Here is a 17815-nt window from a genome sequence, read left to right on the forward strand (position 1 = left end):
GCTACCTGCTTTTTTCTATGGTTATTCTGGCATATTGCCGACGGTAGGGTCGACGACGAAATCTGGCTTGAAGCCCTCATATTTTACTTCGGATACCATTCCTTGCGCAGCATGACCCAAATCGTGGCAGTGGAACATCCAGTCTCCTGGATTGTCAGCTTCAAAGGCGACTACGTAAGATTCACCCGGCAAGATGTTCAGCGTATCTTTGACCAGAGGGGAGCCTGAGATAGGCTGTCCGTTTTTGCTTAATACTTGGAAGAAATGTCCGTGCAAATGCATCGGGTGGATATCTTTTGGTGATTTGTTCACCATCGTGACTTTGACCAGATTGCCTTTTTTGACGTTGAGCGGAGGGACATCCGGAAACGTTTTGCCATTGATGGTGAAGGCCATTTTTCCATCTGCCGTTTCCGTGTTCAGATCCATTTGATACGTGATGTCATACTTCTGCTCCAGTGTAAAGCTACTTTTTGCCGCCTCGCCGTATTTGGTGATGTCTATCGTTGGCATATCGCCAGCTTCGGATTTGGCTGTTTTTGCTTCCGAGCCTTCGTAGACGATGGGTACAACAAGGGATTTGGCGCCTGGATTCGTGCTGCGCTCCTCTAATAACCACTTGCCAGGATTGTTGGCAACAAATTCAAGATCATATCGTTCTCCTGGCCCGATATTGAGGAGCTGGCCTCCTACGAGGGGCGGATTATTGATAGGTTGCCCGTCTGTTGCTACGATTTTAAATTCATGGCCTTGCAGGTTCAGCTTGTGGTTCAAGTATCCGGCATTGATCAGGCGGATTCTGACCTTCTCGCCTTCTTTAACAGATAGCGGCTGGATTGCCGGGCCTGTTTTTCCGTTCACGGAAAAGATCGTATACATCAACGGCATCATCTCAGCGTCACTCATGGGCATTTCCATACTGGCCATGTTGTGACCACCAGAGGACGAGCTATCAGAAGAAGGGGCACTCATGCCGTGGCTCATGCCACTTCCGTGCATTTCCGCCATGCTATCGTCCTGCATCCATTCATCCAGAACGAGGGTAAAGTCCTTATCGGCTGGCTCTGGCGTAGCCGGTTCTACGACAAGGGAACCGTACAATCCTTTGTCTACCTGTTTGGCGCTGTTTTGATGCGAGTGGTACCAGTATGTCCCGGCAACGTCCACCTTGAATTTGTAGGTGAAGCTTTCGTTTGGTTTTACGGCATTTTGGGTCACGCCAGGGATTCCGTCCATGTTATTCGGGACGGGTAAGCCATGCCAGTGAATGGTGACCGGCTCGGGCAATTCATTTTTCAACGTCACGCTGATGGTTTCTCCTTGTTTGACACGAAGCTGTGGACCAGGAACGGTTCCATTGTACGTCCATGCGTTTTTCATGGTCTTGTCATCGAGGTGGAGCATGTTTTCTTTTGCCGTAAGGGTAAACGTATTGCCTGTAAGCACCTCCATCGACGAGTCGCTGGAAGCAGACATCTGCTGCGGTTGCGTTTCTGCTGTTGTTTGGGGTGAAGAATTCATGTTGTGTCCATTATGATCCATCGTAGTATTATCAGTGGCAGTGGAGCAGGCAGATAACAGCAAAACGCCACCTAGAACCACGGGATAAGCCCATGGGCGTATTTTCCGTTTGTTCATGTGCACTTTCCTCCTTTGAGCTGTTGGAGAAAGCGTACCAAACGATTGTGTAGAAAACATGAAGACGGGATGTATGACACTTCTGTTACGCATTGTACAAAAATGGGAAAGTAAGCGTGAACAAATGCTATAATGGAGTATCGTACATACAAGTAATCAGTAGAATCAGACAGGGATGGTGTTCACGTTTGGGTAACGTAGATTTTGCGAGCTTGCCTTGGAATGTTTTTTGGGTTGGAGTCGCTTACTTTTTGGTCACAGGAGTCTTTTTCTGTCTTGGATTTATGCGATTGCTTTCCGAACGGGTGAAAAGCGGCATCGTATGCATGGTGATTGCGGTTGTCAGCGGTGGTTTTTTCTTGAATTATTTGTTTACTCATCACATTTAAATGTAGATAATCAAACGAAAATCCTCATCGGTGCTGGTAATCGATGGGGATTTTATTTTTGTCTTGTGTTTCCCGTTTCGATTGGCGAAAATGGAAGTGATAGGGGAATAACCGAGTTGATGTCGCTTTACTTCGGGGGATACCGATTCCAAAGCAACCATTCCTCACAAATTGCAAGAGATGATACATACAAGCTTTTGGATTTGGCATTACATCAAGCAGAAACTTATTAGCTCAAAGGTTTATCAACAAATGACAATCAGAAATGTCAATACAACTCGCAAAAAATTACGAACGGATGAGGCTGTTGATCCGTAAAACTTTTGTGACAAGTAAACACGTTGCATTTTGCATCTGACAGTGGTGGTCTGCGATGATCTACAATCGTGAAGCTGATGGGGGAAAGTATACCAGCAGCTTCTTTTTTTGTTCCGCATTTTTACCGGGAAAAAACATAGTCAGAATGTAAACAGTTTGTAACGAGTTATCCCCCGAAACCGTCATATAATCAGGTTACAAACAACTATTCAGCAAGAGTCTACCGTAAGACAAGGACCGGGTAATTTCCTTGTGAGGTCATCCAATATAAGGAGGTGTGATGCATATATAAGGGAGTAAGAGACCAGAAAACAACCAGATAGTGAGTAGTTCATCACATCCTGAATACGGGCAACGATGATGGGAAGAATTCATTTTCCATAAAGTTAATGAACGAGACCAACCCCCGTTTTCGCACGATTCCAGAAACAGGGGTTTTTGTATTCATAGAGCACGCAATTCCCGATGTGTAATGACTGCCCCCAACAACAAATGATGAAAACAGAACGGAAGTAAAAGGGGAGAATGCAGATGTTTTGCATGGCGAGCACGAAGAACCACCATAAAAAAATGAAAAGGACGATGGGTACGAAAAGAATCAATAATCAGAACGAATTAATCACTCGCCAATATGCAACGATAGGAGGCCACCAGCATGCCTGATCCGATCAAAGGCTCCAGCAATCGATACATGGCTGGGATCGACGGGCTTCGTGCGCTGGCGGTACTCGCAGTCATTATTTATCACTTGAATTACGACTGGGCACCTGGGGGATTGCTGGGTGTCGGTATTTTCTTCGTTTTATCGGGATATTTAATTACAGACTTATTAATTGCAGAATGGAATCGGAATGGCAGACTCGACATGAAAGACTTTTGGTTGCGCCGTGCCAGAAGACTGCTCCCAGCGCTTTTCCTTATGCTGTTTGTGGTGGTGGCAGGTTTGGCTATCTTTTCGCCAGACCAGTTGGACACTATCCGCGGAGATGTCGGAGCAGCCGTTCTGTACGTGAGTAACTGGTGGCTGGTCTTTCATGACGTATCTTATTTTGAAAAATTCGGTCCACCTTCACCATTAGGCCATCTGTGGTCACTGGCAGTAGAAGAACAGTTTTATGTCATTTGGCCGCTGGTACTCGCTCTGGGACTCCGCTTCCTGAAGCGCAGGGGACCAATCATGATTATCACTTTGGTGCTGGCTGCACTATCCGCCATCTCCATGGCCGTTTTGTATGAGCCAGGTCTTGATCCGAGTCGTGTTTATTACGGAACGGACACACGGGTATTCGGATTGTTGATCGGTGCAGCACTCGCGATGATGTGGCCGAGTCGCTTGCTTACGACGAACATTTCACCAAAGGCGCGAATTACACTTGATCTAAGCGGTCTCTTGAGCTTAGGGATTCTGTTGTACAGCATTTGGAACACGAATCAATATGATGATTATTTGTACGAGGGCGGGTTAGTTCTCTTGTCGGTTGTCAGTGCCGTGTTGGTTGCAGTACTCGCACATCCGGCGAGCAGCTTGGCGAAATGGATGGGCAGTAAGCCATTGCGTTGGATCGGCGTTCGATCTTACGGTATTTATTTGTGGCATTACCCTGTCATCGTTTGGACGAATCCGTTTTTAGCGGAACGGGAGTGGATGGCGGTACCTGGAGCGGTTTTACAGCTCCTCGCAAGTATTCTGCTGGCATCGTTGTCATGGAAATATCTCGAAGAGCCTATTCGCTACGGAGCATTGGGAAAAGTCTGGAATCGCTCCAATAAAGCCGGACAGAAAACAAAACGGTTAAACCGTGTATTGGCTACTGGTTGTGCGATTGCTCTTTGTGTCACGTACTATGGGATCGCTTCGCTCACGTCAGATGCGACTGCTGGAAATGTGGCACAGCCAACGCAGACCGTCATCGAGACAAAGATCCCCGACAAGCCACATGGTCCTGCGGTGCCAATTGTTGAGAAGAAGCCGGAAACGGTTCAAAAACCAGCTACTCCACCAACAAAGCCGAAAAACGAGCAGAAGTCAACTAACAACGCACAAAAGCAGAAGCCGGTTGAGAAGCAGAAAGATTCGAATGCTTCCAAACAGCCTGATCAAAAACAGGAACAGGTCAAAGCGATAGGCTCTGGTAAAGGAATCACGGTGATTGGTGACTCTGTCATGCTCGATGTGGCTCCTCACCTGGAGAAGTTATTGCCAGGAATCGTCGTGGATGCCAAAATCGGAAGGCAAATGTCGCAAGCTCCTGACGTAATCGCGCAGCTCAAGGCAAAAGGGCAATTGGGGAAACGCGTTGTGATTGAATTAGGCTCAAACGGCGCATTTAGTAAAGGGCAGCTCGACAAGCTACTGCAATCACTGGATGGCGTCGAGCAAATCATTCTCATCAATTCTCGCGTACCTAAACCGTGGGAAAGCGTCGTGAATAAGATGCTGGCGGAAACGGCTGCCGCCCATCCGCATGTCGTTCTTGTAGATTGGTATGCGGCAAGTGAAGGGCAAAGCTCTTACTTTTACAAAGACGGTGTTCACCCGAATGAGGAAGGCTCGCAAAAATACGCGGCACTCGTGGCGAGTGCAATCGCGCCGATGGAGCCAGAGAAGAAGCCGGAAGTGAAAGAGGAAGAGAAAGCGGCAGAGTCGGCAGTAGAAGAGTCAGGGCAGATTGATACACACAATTCAGTATTGGAAGCTGAAGGGCCTGAAGTTAGTTCAACGGAAATTGTAAATTGAACCAAGATTTGAGGACAAAAGATATGAGATCGAAAAGATGATCTCTGTCTTTTGTCCTTTTTACATTTGAGTTATGAAATAAGAACTAGGACTTATTGCCCTGCATAAAATCGCGGAAATACCGATTAAAAGATTATGTGTAAATAACTGGTTTAAATGGTTGCTTTTATTTTTGTGTTACTAAAGGAGTAGTTTAATCATGGATAAACTTGAATGGCTTCAACAGCTTTCCGCAAAACAACCAGAGGATGCTACAACCTTCTATTGGCTAGGGAAGGAATTCGCGAGTAACAGCCGCTGGCTAGAAGCGATAAGTGCGTTCTCTAAAGGTCTGACATACTGCGGCGATGATCATGAACTCAGAAATAATCTACTGCAAGAATTAACCACATCGACTCAGCAATTACAACAAAGCTCAAGTGAAAAAAGTTTGGATCCATTCATTCGTAATACAGAAGAGCCGTTAAACAATGCCCAAAACGAAGAAGTAGTCCCAGATGAAGCGTGTGATAGAAGTGAAACCTATACCTATTCGATAAAAAACAATCCAGGCTTTCAAGTTATTGATGGGGGTCAGATACCAGAACCGACTGAAATTACAAGCTTGAACAAGGTAACTTTTGCAGATGTAGCGGGTTTGGTGGAGTTGAAAAAAACGATCCAAATTAGGATCATTAGTCCGTTTTTCAACCAAGGACTGTTCTCGAAATTTCGAAAAAAGATCGGTGGAGGAGTACTACTCTATGGGCCTCCTGGTTGCGGAAAAACTTTTATTACCCGCGCGACTGCTGGAGAATGCAAAGCTAACTTCTTTCCGGTACATATTACAGATGTGTTGGACTCGTATATCGGCGTTAGCGAGCAAAATTTGAAGGCTATGTTTGAAAAAGCTCGTGCTCAAAAACCGAGTATCATGTTTTTTGATGAGATAGATACGATCGGCTACAGTCGGTCCAAATCTTCCAATAACTATATGAGAGGTGTTATCGATACATTTCTTACCGAAATGGAGGGCATTGATACGAGTACAGATCAAGTGCTTATTATCGGGGCCACGAATATGCCATGGGACGTAGATCATGCATTGAAACGCCCAGGCCGTTTTGACCGATTAATATTCGTAGCGCCACCTGATCTGGAAGCGCGTAAGCAAATCTTTGATTTAAAACTAAAGGGTCGTTTTTCGAAGGACATCGATACGTATACACTGGCCAAAGCGACCGAATTTTTCTCAGGAGCAGATATTGAAAATGTGATCGAAAGAGCTACTGAAGCGGTTCTCGAAGAAATCCTCGACTCAGGTGTAGAGCGGCCCATCATGATGAAGGATATGGAGAGTGCTTTGCAGGTGGTAAAGCCTACCACAATGGAGTGGTTGCAAACGGCCAAAAATTACGTAAAATACTCAAATCAAAGCGGGCTGTATAACGATGTGGAGCATTATATCAGGCAGTTCGGTAGGTTGATATAGTCTTCATCATCAATTTAGGGGGGGATGGATAAATGTCGAGCGAAAATTTGACAGAGGACAATCAAGTAGAACAGATTTTAAAAAGAATGGACTTTTTTTATGAAAATAGAAAGTACGATCATGTGCTGGAAGAATACGGTCAATTAATGCGTCATGTTCCAGATCATTATGATGGGATATTAACAGCCGGTTGGGCGCATTATTATTTAGGCCAAAATGAAGAGGGAGTGCAACTTGTCAAGCGTCTGGTTAGCTTGTATCCCGAAGACGATAAAGTACATTGTTTATTGGGGCTGTTATATCGAGGGTTGTATCAATTTGAGGAAGCGATCTTTCATGGAAAAAAAGCCATTGAAATAAATTCAAAAATGGCGTTTCATTATCTGGATCTTGCTACTACACTCAATATCAAAGTTCAGGAACAATACGGTGATTCCTTTATTTTTACGGGGTTAAAACGCCCGACGATTTTAGAAGAGTATAAGCTTGAACTTGAAACAATTGTTGAAATATTACAGACCGGAACGAAGCTCATGCCAGATAATGCGACCATGCATGGTCTGTTAGGATTCACGTACCTTCGTTTGTGTATGTTTGAAGAAGCCGAGGATGCCTTTAAAACAGCCTTAACTTTGGATCCTCGAACTCCGAAGTATTATGTGACGTATAGTCGGTTGCAATATTTCTTAGGAAGAAAAGATGAAGCAAAAGAGCTGGTACATTTAGCACTCACTATTAATCCCGAGGATAGTACAGCATTGGAAATCATCCAATTTTGGGAAAAAGAGGATGAAATCGATAAAGATGGTGCTGTTTATGCTGCTCAAATCAAAAGTCTTCACAGGCGCATAGTGCAGTTGTATCCGAAAAGTCCAGTTCATCACCTTCGGCTGATCAAAATATTATTTTATTTTGGAGAAAACGAACCTAGAAAAGAATTAAAAGCCTATTTGAAATTAAATCCGAATGATCTTGAAATGAATCTTAGCTATGGGAAGATTCTTTATGACAATTCGGAATATAAAGAGGCCCTTGGGCATTTCCGGAGATGTAATACCATTTTTCCAGATAATGAGCATATTCAAAATTGGATAGATAGAATATCTGAAAAGGGAAGCTTTGTTATAAATTTTCTTTACTGGGGCATAAAACCGATTGCTAAGTTGATTATTTGGCTAATTATTTATCCGTGCTTTGTTGTTAAGAACAGTCCAGCGATCATTCAATTTATTTACTTAAAGGTAAGTAATTTCCTAAAAGGAGGTAATGATGAAATATCATTACAATATACAGGAGGAAAATAGTCAGATTCAAAAATCAGAAGTGAACGTAAATCTTGATGTTGCGTACATGAAAGCATTGTGCAATCGGTATGGCAAGGATTTTGATTTTATTTCGAGTACAAGATTATCTTCAAAACATCTAAAGTTGATCGATAAATATTATGGCACAGCAGACGGGGAATCTATTCTTGCTTTCTATTCCAATAGGTTTATTTTTAATAAGGTAAAGGAGGGGGTTGTGCTTAGCTCGAAAGGGATCTATTGGCGATCAGGTCAAATGAATCTCAATCCATCGTATTTGACATGGTCCCAATACACACAAGCTACATCGGCAGTTGATGAGGTTTGCTACATTCAGTTCAGACCTGACCATATATTTCAATCCAGAAGGTCAAATATCCTCACAGAGGTTCTGGAAGATTTTTATGTTTATATCGCATCGTTGTCGGTGTCAAATCACCCAATTATTTATCAGTACGATCAATCTTATAATCACATTGGACGAATTCCTACCGTCCGGACGTATCATGACAAATGGATGTTGGTCGAGAATGGTATGCCGCTGTATCCTTTGCGGAATAACGATATTCATTGGGTGATTGAAATGGGGCAGGTTGACACGGCGAAGTTACAAGTTTGGAAACCAGGGATGTCAGAATGGGTTTATGTCGAGGAAGTTGCTGAATTGATGAATAAAGGATAATTTCCATCAAACAATAGCAGATCAGCTCATGGACTTTTTTCGCACTCTCCTGTACGATAACTAACGGAAGAATAATGCATCGGGTGAAAGAAGGAACAATCATGATTCGGTCGTACTTGCTGTTGCTTTTTTGTGTAACGCTGTGGGGCAGTAATTTTGTGTTTGGAAGCATGCTGGTCAAAGAGTTTCCTCCGCTATTTTTGGCAGATGTACGCTTGCTTTTCACGTCTATGTTTCTGATCATTTACGCATGGCTGACCAAAAAATTCGTAAAAATCACTGCTCGTGAGCTAGGACTTCTTGTATTGCTCGGATTGATCGGGACGCTGGCGAATCAAACGGCGTATTTCAACGGGCTGTTGACGACAGACGCGACAACGGCATCGTTGATTCTTTCCTTGTCACCGATCGTCACCGCAGTGCTGGCCTCTTTGTTTTTGAAGGAACAGTTTACTTTGCGGATGAAGATTGGATCTGGCTTAGCACTCCTGGGAACATTCTTTGTTGTCGGTATTGGGGCAGGACTCTCCATTTCCAAGGGAGTCTTTCTCATTGTGATTGCTATGGTCACATTCTCGTCGTCTATGATCATCATTCGCAAACTGACGCAAACCGTGCAACCGTTTATTGCAACGGTGTACTCGACAACGGTCGGTACCCTGTTCTTGACTCCTGCGGCGCTGTTGACGATCGAGCCAGGGGCGCAGATCAGCCACGAAGTGTGGGCATGGGCAATGCTCATTTTGACCGCGATCCTTATGCAAGGAATATGTGGAATCGTCTGGAATCAACAATTAAAAGTGGTAGGGACGGGCAAAGCAGCTATTTTTCTAAACTTGCAGCCCTTTGTAGCGATGCTGGTCGGCTTTTTACTGCTTGGTTCTCAGGTGACGTCGATTCAAGTAGGGGGCTCCTTGTTAATCGTCGTGGGTGTGATTGTTGCCAGTGTTCAAAAGAAACAAGCTGTTCAGCCATCTAAATCGGTATAGAGCTTACTTGCTCATAAGAAAAAGGACCTGATGCGAAGGTCCTTTTTTGCATGGAAGGAATACGAATGGACACTATACGAATTTGTACATCAGGACATCATCTGCGTATTCATTCTCAGCCAGCTTGAATTCTCTCACTTTTCGTCCTTCTTCCACAAATCCAAGGCTTTTGTATAAAGCAATCGCTCTCAGATTGTTGGAGAACACCCCCAAGCTCACTTTTTCAATGAGCGGATGTTGCTCAGCCCAAGCTAACAACTCCTTCAATAAAACCTTGCCGATGCCCTTATTTCGGTGAGCTTTCTGGATCATCATCGTGATCGAACCTGTATGAGACAAGCGTTTGCGAGTCGGAGAAACGAACACGACCATACCAGCCAATTCACCGTTTATTTCCGCTACGAACATGGTTTCCCTGTCATTGTCGATGATGTTTTGTACCCACTCAAGCTGCTGCTCCATGGTTTTATTGAACTCTTCGGAAACAGCAATAAAAAATTCACCTTCACAAACCACATCACGCTGCAATGATAAAATGGCAGCCGCATCCTCGATACGAACGAAGCGAATGGACACGTTGTCGTCTGTATGTCTAGTCAATGATTTCACCCTTTCTACGATGGGGATGCCTACGCTTTGTTTATTCAATATGACCTACATTTTGAATGCTTTTTGCAATTGTGCCGACATCTCATCCAACGATTCTTGCGCTTGCTTGATAGAGGGATGGAATCCGATGTAAGGAATGGATCAAGCCTTGTTTTACCTGCTCACGTTCCTCGCCTGAATCTCGACTTTGATCAGTCGCCATTCGTATAATCTGTGGTGTCAATTGGTTGAAATCAACATCATGGCGTGAACGGTTGAAGACGTCTCATATTTGTTGAATCTGTGGATGAACGGGCATGTGTATGCCTCCCTCATTCATTTGATATTTGGATAGCTTACAACCGAGAAAAAAGCGCAAGCAAGGTTCCAAAAAAGAAGTTTTCTGGAAATCATATGCTTACGCATTTCTCATGGAGAAACAATTAAGTGGTTTGTGGAGAGGGGAGTATACGATAAATCTTCCGTGGGCGCCCTCGGTTCGTCGGCGTTTCTTCCCCAATGAGTTCGATGATGTTGTGCTCTGCTAAATCACTTAGTATTCTTCGCGCATTGCGAGGAGTCATGCCCATCCATTCCGCGATCATCGAAGCGCTGATATATTTTTGCCCCAGCGCTTTTTGGACGGAAATGATTTTGTTAAATGTCGTAATACTGACACCAGCTTTTTTTAGATTATCGCTGATTTCTTTGTCCTGTGTCCAATATTCGTAGCTGATGCTGTTCGTTTGAAGCAGTGGTCCTTCAATCGAACCATCATGGTCAACGAGAATGGCGGCATCTCTATGATTTTTGGCATGGCCGAGAGCGAGCTGTGCATTGCGCTCAGCAGACAATGCTGTGACACCAAAGCCGATACCCATATTGGCATGTGAATTGGTGAGGAGCTTGATTTTTTCCAAAAGGATCGTGGGGTGAAAATCTGGATTGTCTTCATACGATCCGCGGGTGGAAAAAATAATGAACTTGGAATTACCGACCGCGACGAAGCTACCGGATATCGACTCCGTGTAATCGAGCACGAGCTCTTGCAGCTTCAGATCGAGACGGCGCAGCTCGTATGCGTTTGCAGGTTCATTTACGAGCTTTTCCATGTCGGATACCTCAATCAATTGAACAGCAATTTGGGAGCGCTTGAAGTGGAGCGTTTCGCCCTCTTGGAGAATTTGCTTGAAAATCTCTCGAAATATAAAGCGTGTGAAGCCCATTCGGTATACTCTGATTCCTTGTCGCTTCAATTCTTCGGTGACGAAAAGCGTTCCCGTGACACAAGCGTCTACCTTGCCTTCCTGGACAAGGTGGGTGTGATAAGCTACCAATTCAGACCTCTTTCTGAATTCTTTATACGGCTTTAGGTATGGGTTCTCACAGTGCAGACCCAATTCCTCTAAAGTCTCACGAAAATGCGCTTCCGAAATGGTATCGAAGCTCACGCGATCCAAAGACAAACCATCGCGGTATACCAATTCGAGCAATACTTTGGTCAGGACACTTGAATTGACTTGCGGATAAAAGGCTTTTTTCTTGCCAATATGCGCTTTTGCCATCGAGTAGGGGGCGACTCCAGAGAAGAACCAGATGTCTGTTTCCATATCATTTTCGGCTACATAGGCAGGTACTTGTTCCACTCCTTGATAAATAAAGGAGGTGAGAAGGATGTGATCGGAAAACTCACGTCCCACAGCTATCATTGCATCTACTGAATCTTTTGGACCGACTATGCCAACTTTTATCATCAAAATGTCCTCCAAAAAAGGTAAACTACGGGATAAACAATTCGTCAGGAAGGAGACCTATCCTTTTTTCGGCATTCTAGTATGCCAGTCTTTCTTATATAGAAAGAATATAACCCATTGACTGGGCAAGCGAGCTGTAGCGACCTCGAAGCTTTAAATAGGGATGTTTTAGGGAAATTTTCCGTATTAATTGTTTTATATTTGACAACTTTCAGCAAATTCCTTTATGAATCGATGTAAAAAATAAAAAAATCAGAATTGACATTAAATAACCACGGTACTATATTGTTGAATTAAGGAATGTTTTAGGTCAATTTCCGTTAAAGGGGGACGAGGTGAATTTTTGTAATCTTTTTGCAAGTCTGGACTAGGGGGCTCGTATAGATGTCGCGTTATTTACTTAAAAGAATTTTGATGATGGTACTCACCTTGTGGATTATTGTAACGTTGACCTTTAGCCTGATGCACATGATCCCTGGTGATCCATTCGCGTCAGAGTCAGATCAGTTGCCCGAACAAATTTTGTTGAATCTGCGTGCCAAATACAATTTAGATGAACCGCTGCCAATGCAATATTTACTTTATCTAAAAAGTTTGGTCATGCTCGATTTAGGACCTTCTATTAAGTCGGAGACACGCGGTGTCAATGATATGATCAAAGATGGCTTTGGAGCATCTGCACTGATCGGTTTGCAGGCGATAGCGGTTGCCCTTTTTTTCGGACTTTTATTCGGAACAATTGCGGCATTAAACCGAAATACCTGGATCGATTATGCGGCAATGGTCATGGCCGTATTAGGAATTGCTGTACCCAGCTTCATCATGGCGCCATTGCTCATTAATTACTTGGCAATCAAATGGCCGTTATTCCCAGTAGCGACGCTTACCAGTTGGAAACACTCGGTTCTGCCTTCACTCGCACTTGCTTTTGGACCATTAGCCATCATTACACGCTATATGCGCACGAGCATGATCGACGTGATGAACCAGAATTACATACGGACCGCTGAGGCAAAAGGAATTCCGACTTTTCTGATAGTGATCAAACATGGAATCCGCAACGCGATTTTGCCGATCGTCACGTTTATGGGGCCGCTCATCGCGGGGTTGTTAACCGGAACGTTCGTCGTCGAAAAGATTTTTGCGGTACCAGGGATCGGCAAGTACTTCGTCGATGGTATTTTCAATCGAGATTATCCCGTTATTTTGGGAACGACAGTATTCTACAGTGCCATCTTGGTGCTCATTATCTTCTTGATTGATTTGGCCTATATGTTCATTGATCCACGAATCAAACTATCGAGCAGGGGGAGGTAGCCAATGGCGGTAGATCAATCAGTAAATGAGTTGTTTCGACCTAGAGCTCAAAAAGCAGATGGACAGATCGGCCAGATGCGACCGAGCCTGACTCATTTTCAACAAGTAACGAGAAAGCTCGTCAAAAACAAGCTGGCAATGGTGGGTTTGACCCTGATTATTTTGCTGATCGCCATGGCGATAATTGGACCCCATCTCGTTTCGTACAGCTATTCCGATCAGAGTCTCTTGAATGCGAATCAGGAAATTTCGGGCGAGCATTGGTTCGGAACAGATGAGCTGGGGCGCGACATGTTTTCACGGACATGGTACGGAGCGCGGATTTCACTGATTATCGGAATATCGGCAGCGTTAATTGACTTGATCATCGGTGTGACCGTCGGCGGTATTGCCGGATACATGGCCGGTCGAGGCAAAAAGGGAGACCGAATCGATACGATCATTATGCGATTGATCGAGGTCTTGTACGGACTGCCGTACCTGCTCGTGGTGATCATGCTGATGGTTGTCATGGAGCCTGGAATTGTTACTATCATCATCGCGTTGTCCGCAACCGGTTGGGTAGGGATGGCTCGTCTCGTTCGGGGACAAATCCTGCAATTGAAAAACCAGGAGTTCATCATGGCTGCGCAAGTGCTGGGTGCCAAATTCCCTCGCATCCTGCTACGCCACCTGATTCCGAACACCATCGGAGTCATCATCGTAAACTTGACGTTTACCATTCCGTCGGCGATATTTGCAGAATCTTTCCTTAGCTTTTTGGGCTTGGGTGTGCAAGCGCCAATCGCTAGCTGGGGCACGATGACGAACGATGCACTCGGCGTTATTTTAACAGGGGATTGGTGGAGACTTTTCTTCCCGGCCTTGATGATTTCCTTGACGATGTTTGCCTTCAACGTCTTCGGTGATGGCTTGCAGGACGCATTGGACCCAAGAATTCGCGAGTAACCTCGCCACGAAGATAGGAGGATCAGACATGGCGGATCATTTGCTACAAGTAGAAAACCTCCGCGTACATTTCAAAACGTACGGTGGAGAGGTACAGGCTGTACGGGGAGTTACCTTTCATGTTGATCGTGGTGAGACGCTTGCGGTAGTAGGAGAGAGCGGCTGTGGGAAGAGTGTAACCGCCCAAGCGATCATGGGCTTGATCCCGAACCCGCCGGGAAGAATTGTGGATGGTCAGATTCGTTTTGACGGAAAAGTCATCACGGGGATGAGCAAGAAGGAATTGCTTTCGGTTCGTGGAGCTGAGATTGGGATGGTCTTCCAGGACCCGATGACGGCACTGAACCCGACGATGAGGGTCGGTGCCCAGATTGTAGAGGGATTTGTTCGTACCCATCAGGTCAGCAAAGAAGAGGCGCGTAAAAAAGCGATGGAGATGCTTCGACTGGTCGGTATCCCCGATCCGGAGAAACGGGTCGATCAATACCCGCATGAGTTTTCCGGGGGAATGCGGCAACGTGTCGTCATCGCGATTGCACTCGCCAATAATCCAAAGCTCGTCATTGCAGATGAACCGACGACCGCATTGGATGTAACGATTCAAGCGCAAATCTTGGACTTGCTCCGAGAATTGCAGGAAAAACAGCAGCTCTCCATCGTGATGATTACACATGACTTGGGTGTCGTAGCCGAAATCGCGCACCGGGCCGTGGTCATGTATGCAGGAATTGTGGTGGAAACAGGTAAGGTAGAGGATATTTTCGCGAATCCGAAGCATCCATACACATGGGGTTTGATGCGCTCTCTACCGCGGATCGATGGCGTGGAAAAGGAACGACTGGTACCGATTGAGGGAACGCCGCCAGATTTATTCCACCCGCCAAAAGGTTGTCCGTTCGCTCCGCGTTGTCAGTTTGCGATGGAAATATGCGAGCAGCAAATGCCAGACGCTTCCACATTCACCGAGGGTCACCAAGCTGCATGCTGGTTACATGATCCACGGGCACCGAAGCTGGAAGAATTGGTGGCAGCAGGGAGGCAAACGTAGATGAGCCAAGCGTTGGTTGAAGTCAAAAATCTAAAAAAGCATTTTGAGATCGGCAATGGGATTACGCTTAAGGCAGTCGACGGCGTGACTTTCACCATTAATCGCGGCGAGACACTCGGGCTCGTCGGAGAGAGCGGATGCGGTAAGTCGACGTTGGGCAGAACGATGATTCGCCTCTATGAAAATACAGACGGAGAAGTTTTGTTCAAAGGGAAAAATGCACACCGCATAAAAGGGAAAGAGGCAGAGCAGTTCCACCGCGATGTCCAAATGATTTTTCAAGATCCACAAGCAAGTCTGAATCCGCGCATGACCGTGATGGACATTATTGCGGAGGGCTTGGATATTCACGGCTTGTCTCGGGGGGCAAGAGCGGATCGGGTCAAAGAATTGCTGGAGCTGGTTGGTTTGTCTAAGGAACATGCGAACCGATTCCCCCATGAATTCAGCGGAGGCCAAAGGCAGCGGATCGGGATTGCTCGGGCACTAGCAGTTGAGCCGGAATTTATCATCGCGGATGAACCGATTTCGGCGCTTGATGTGTCGATTCAAGCGCAAGTCGTGAATCTATTGGAAGATTTGCAGCAGGACAGAGGGCTGACTTACTTGTTTATCGCCCACGATCTGTCCATGGTGAAGCACATTTCCACGCGAATCGGAGTGATGTACCTCGGCAAAATGGTAGAAATGGCAAACAGCTTCGAGTTGTACGCAAAGCCACTTCATCCATATACACAAGCATTGTTGTCCTCGATTCCGATTCCTGATCCGACGATCAAGCGGGAGCGCATCATTTTGCAGGGCGATTTGCCGAGTCCTGCCAACGCTCCAAGCGGTTGTGTTTTCCGAACAAGATGCCCAAAGGCCATGGAGCAATGCGCGGCACAAATTCCTGAATGGCAGGAAGCCGCACCGAACCATTGGGTCGCTTGTCATCTCTATCAGTAGTTCGATTTTCTATCTTAATATATAGGGGGAAACAACGTGAAGAAATTAGCTGCCTTTGCCCTGTCGCTCTCGCTCGTCATTCCGGCTCTAGCTGGTTGCGGCGGTAGTGGCGAGTCAGCATCGACTGGAGGTACCACTACGCCAGGCGCTGCTGCCAAACAAGAAGTTGTGTTCAATGCCAAATCTGAGCCACCAGACTTGAACCCGCTCACTTCAACGGATACCACGTCCTTCTGGATCATGGATCACTTGGGGGAAGGTCTGTACACCAAGGACAAGGATGGCAATCCAATCTTGGGAACAGCAAAGGAAGTGAAGCTGTCGGATGACAAGCTCAAGTACACGTTCATTTTGCGCGATGATGCGAAGTGGACCAATGGTGAGCCGGTTACAGCAGAGGATTTTGCTTACACGTATATGAAGCATCTTGATCCGGCAACAGCTTCGACTACTGCTTATCTGCTCTACTACATCAAAGGTGGAGAAGCGTACAATAAAGGTACAGGAAAAGCAGAAGATGTAGGCATCAAGGCGGTCGATGCAAAAACGCTCGAAATCGAGCTGGTCGCACCTACCTCGTATTTTGACAAAATGCTGGCTACCCGTTACTGGCACCCAATCAACAAGAAGCAGGCAGAAGCGAATCCAAAATGGGCAGCGGATGCGGACAGCTACATCTCCAATGGCGCTTACAAGCTCGTTTCCTGGAAGCATGACTCTGAGCTCGTGATTGAAAAGAACGAGCATTATTGGAACAAAGCTGACGTAAAAATGGATAAGATCACCTGGAAAATGGTGAATGACGCCACGACTGCTTATCAGATGTACAAGAGTGGCGAGCTCGACTTCAACAAAGAGATGCCTTCTGACATCCTCGCGCAAGAAAAATCGAGCCCAGATTTCAAATCCGTTCCTTACTATGGTACGTACATGTACATGTTTAACGTAACGAAAGAACCATTTACGAATAAAAAGGTTCGCAAAGCTTTCGCCATGTCGCTCGACCGTAAAGCACTGTCCGAAATGGTAAGCCAAGGTGGAGAGACACCAGCTTACTCCATGGTTCCGCGTGGAGCGATGCAACCAAACGGAAAAGACTTCCGCGAAGAGGGCGGGGACTACTTCAAGGAAGATTACGAAGCAGCGAAGAAGCTGCTGGCTGAAGGTATGCAAGAAGAAGGCTGGTCCACACTGCCAGAAGTTACACTCATGTACAACACCGATGAAAGCCATAAGAAAATAGCACAGGCGATCCAAGAAATGCTCAAGAAAAACTTGGGCGTAGAAGTGAAAATGACAAACCAAGAGTGGAAAGTGTATCTGGATACAACGAAACAAAAGAACTATCAAATGGGCCGTATGGGCTGGGTAGGTCAAATCAACGACCCTGCATTTAACCTGGACTACTATTTGGGTGAAAGCCCGAACAACCGTACTGGTTGGGTGAACAAAGAGTATGATCAGTTGAATATGGCGGCAAAAGTTGAGCAAGACCCGAACAAGCGTATGGAACTGCTTCACCAGGCAGAAGCCATTTTGATGGACGAAATGCCATTCATTCCAGTCTACCACTACCAGCAAAACTATTTGGTGAAACCGAATTTAGAAGGTCTCACTTTCCCAGTCAACGCGTTCCCAAGCGCTCGCTGGGCAACAAAAAAATAGAAAAAAAGAGGAGCTTCTC

At 45.6% G+C, this 17815-nt stretch carries 14 protein-coding genes; 10 read left to right on the forward strand and 4 right to left on the reverse strand.

The annotated features are described in order from the left end of the window. Window positions 1-21: 21 nt before the first annotated feature. Both AB432_RS14040 and AB432_RS30745 read right to left on the reverse strand, forming a co-directional pair. Entirely contained in the window at window positions 22-1638 is a 1617-nt protein-coding gene (locus tag AB432_RS14040; protein ID WP_048032797.1) for a multicopper oxidase family protein, read from the reverse strand. Window positions 1639-1820: 182 nt separating this feature from the next. After that, complete coding sequence (locus tag AB432_RS30745) at window positions 1821-2018, reverse strand: hypothetical protein (protein ID WP_201265924.1); 198 nt, start codon at window positions 2016-2018, stop codon at window positions 1821-1823. Between the two features lie 982 nt (window positions 2019-3000). On the opposite strand from AB432_RS30745, the gene AB432_RS14050 reads away from it, so the two are divergent. The 5 genes from AB432_RS14050 (at window position 3001) to AB432_RS14070 (ending at window position 9528) form a co-directional block, all read left to right on the forward strand. Continuing rightward, window positions 3001-5082 (forward strand): acyltransferase family protein, encoded by a 2082-nt coding sequence (locus tag AB432_RS14050; protein WP_048032798.1) that lies wholly within the window; start codon window positions 3001-3003, stop codon window positions 5080-5082. A 199-nt stretch (window positions 5083-5281) separates the two neighbouring features. After that, window positions 5282-6553, forward strand: a complete 1272-nt coding sequence (locus AB432_RS14055; RefSeq protein WP_048032799.1) for an ATP-binding protein — start codon at window positions 5282-5284, stop codon at window positions 6551-6553. A 32-nt stretch (window positions 6554-6585) separates the two neighbouring features. After that, the gene (locus AB432_RS14060) at window positions 6586-7857 is read left to right on the forward strand and encodes a tetratricopeptide repeat protein (RefSeq protein ID WP_048032800.1); all 1272 of its coding nucleotides are present in this window, start codon (window positions 6586-6588) and stop codon (window positions 7855-7857) included. Window positions 7858-8074: 217 nt separating this feature from the next. After that, complete coding sequence (locus AB432_RS30515) at window positions 8075-8539, forward strand: hypothetical protein (protein ID WP_162630242.1); 465 nt, start codon at window positions 8075-8077, stop codon at window positions 8537-8539. Window positions 8540-8640: 101 nt separating this feature from the next. Then, on the forward strand, window positions 8641-9528 hold the full coding sequence (locus AB432_RS14070; protein ID WP_048032802.1) for a DMT family transporter: 888 nt from the start codon (window positions 8641-8643) through the stop codon (window positions 9526-9528). 72 nt (window positions 9529-9600) lie between these two features. Here the strand turns inward: AB432_RS14070 and AB432_RS14075 are convergent, their stop codons facing one another. Continuing rightward, window positions 9601-10128: a GNAT family N-acetyltransferase gene (locus AB432_RS14075; RefSeq protein WP_048032803.1), complete on the reverse strand. Its 528-nt coding sequence runs from the start codon at window positions 10126-10128 to the stop codon at window positions 9601-9603. Between the two features lie 431 nt (window positions 10129-10559). Continuing rightward, entirely contained in the window at window positions 10560-11870 is a 1311-nt protein-coding gene (locus tag AB432_RS14085; RefSeq protein WP_048032804.1) for a helix-turn-helix domain-containing protein, read from the reverse strand. 384 nt (window positions 11871-12254) lie between these two features. Here AB432_RS14085 and AB432_RS14090 point away from each other — a divergent pair, with 384 nt between their 5' ends. Genes AB432_RS14090 through AB432_RS14110 form a run of 5 tightly spaced genes read left to right on the forward strand, consistent with a single transcriptional unit; the run spans window position 12255 to window position 17796 of the window. Continuing rightward, complete coding sequence (locus AB432_RS14090; protein ID WP_048032805.1) at window positions 12255-13187, forward strand: ABC transporter permease; 933 nt, start codon at window positions 12255-12257, stop codon at window positions 13185-13187. 3 nt (window positions 13188-13190) lie between these two features. Then, window positions 13191-14135, forward strand: a complete 945-nt coding sequence (locus tag AB432_RS14095; protein WP_048032806.1) for an ABC transporter permease — start codon at window positions 13191-13193, stop codon at window positions 14133-14135. A gap of 28 nt (window positions 14136-14163) precedes the next feature. Further along, window positions 14164-15183, forward strand: a complete 1020-nt coding sequence (locus tag AB432_RS14100) for an ABC transporter ATP-binding protein (protein WP_048032807.1) — start codon at window positions 14164-14166, stop codon at window positions 15181-15183. Then, the gene (locus AB432_RS14105; RefSeq protein ID WP_048032808.1) at window positions 15184-16131 is read left to right on the forward strand and encodes an ABC transporter ATP-binding protein; all 948 of its coding nucleotides are present in this window, start codon (window positions 15184-15186) and stop codon (window positions 16129-16131) included. A 36-nt stretch (window positions 16132-16167) separates the two neighbouring features. After that, on the forward strand, window positions 16168-17796 hold the full coding sequence (locus tag AB432_RS14110; protein ID WP_048032809.1) for a peptide ABC transporter substrate-binding protein: 1629 nt from the start codon (window positions 16168-16170) through the stop codon (window positions 17794-17796). The last annotated feature ends 19 nt before the right edge of the window (window positions 17797-17815 follow it).

This window comes from Brevibacillus brevis (genome assembly GCF_001039275.2).
In the GTDB taxonomy this organism is placed as follows: domain Bacteria; phylum Bacillota; class Bacilli; order Brevibacillales; family Brevibacillaceae; genus Brevibacillus; species Brevibacillus brevis_C.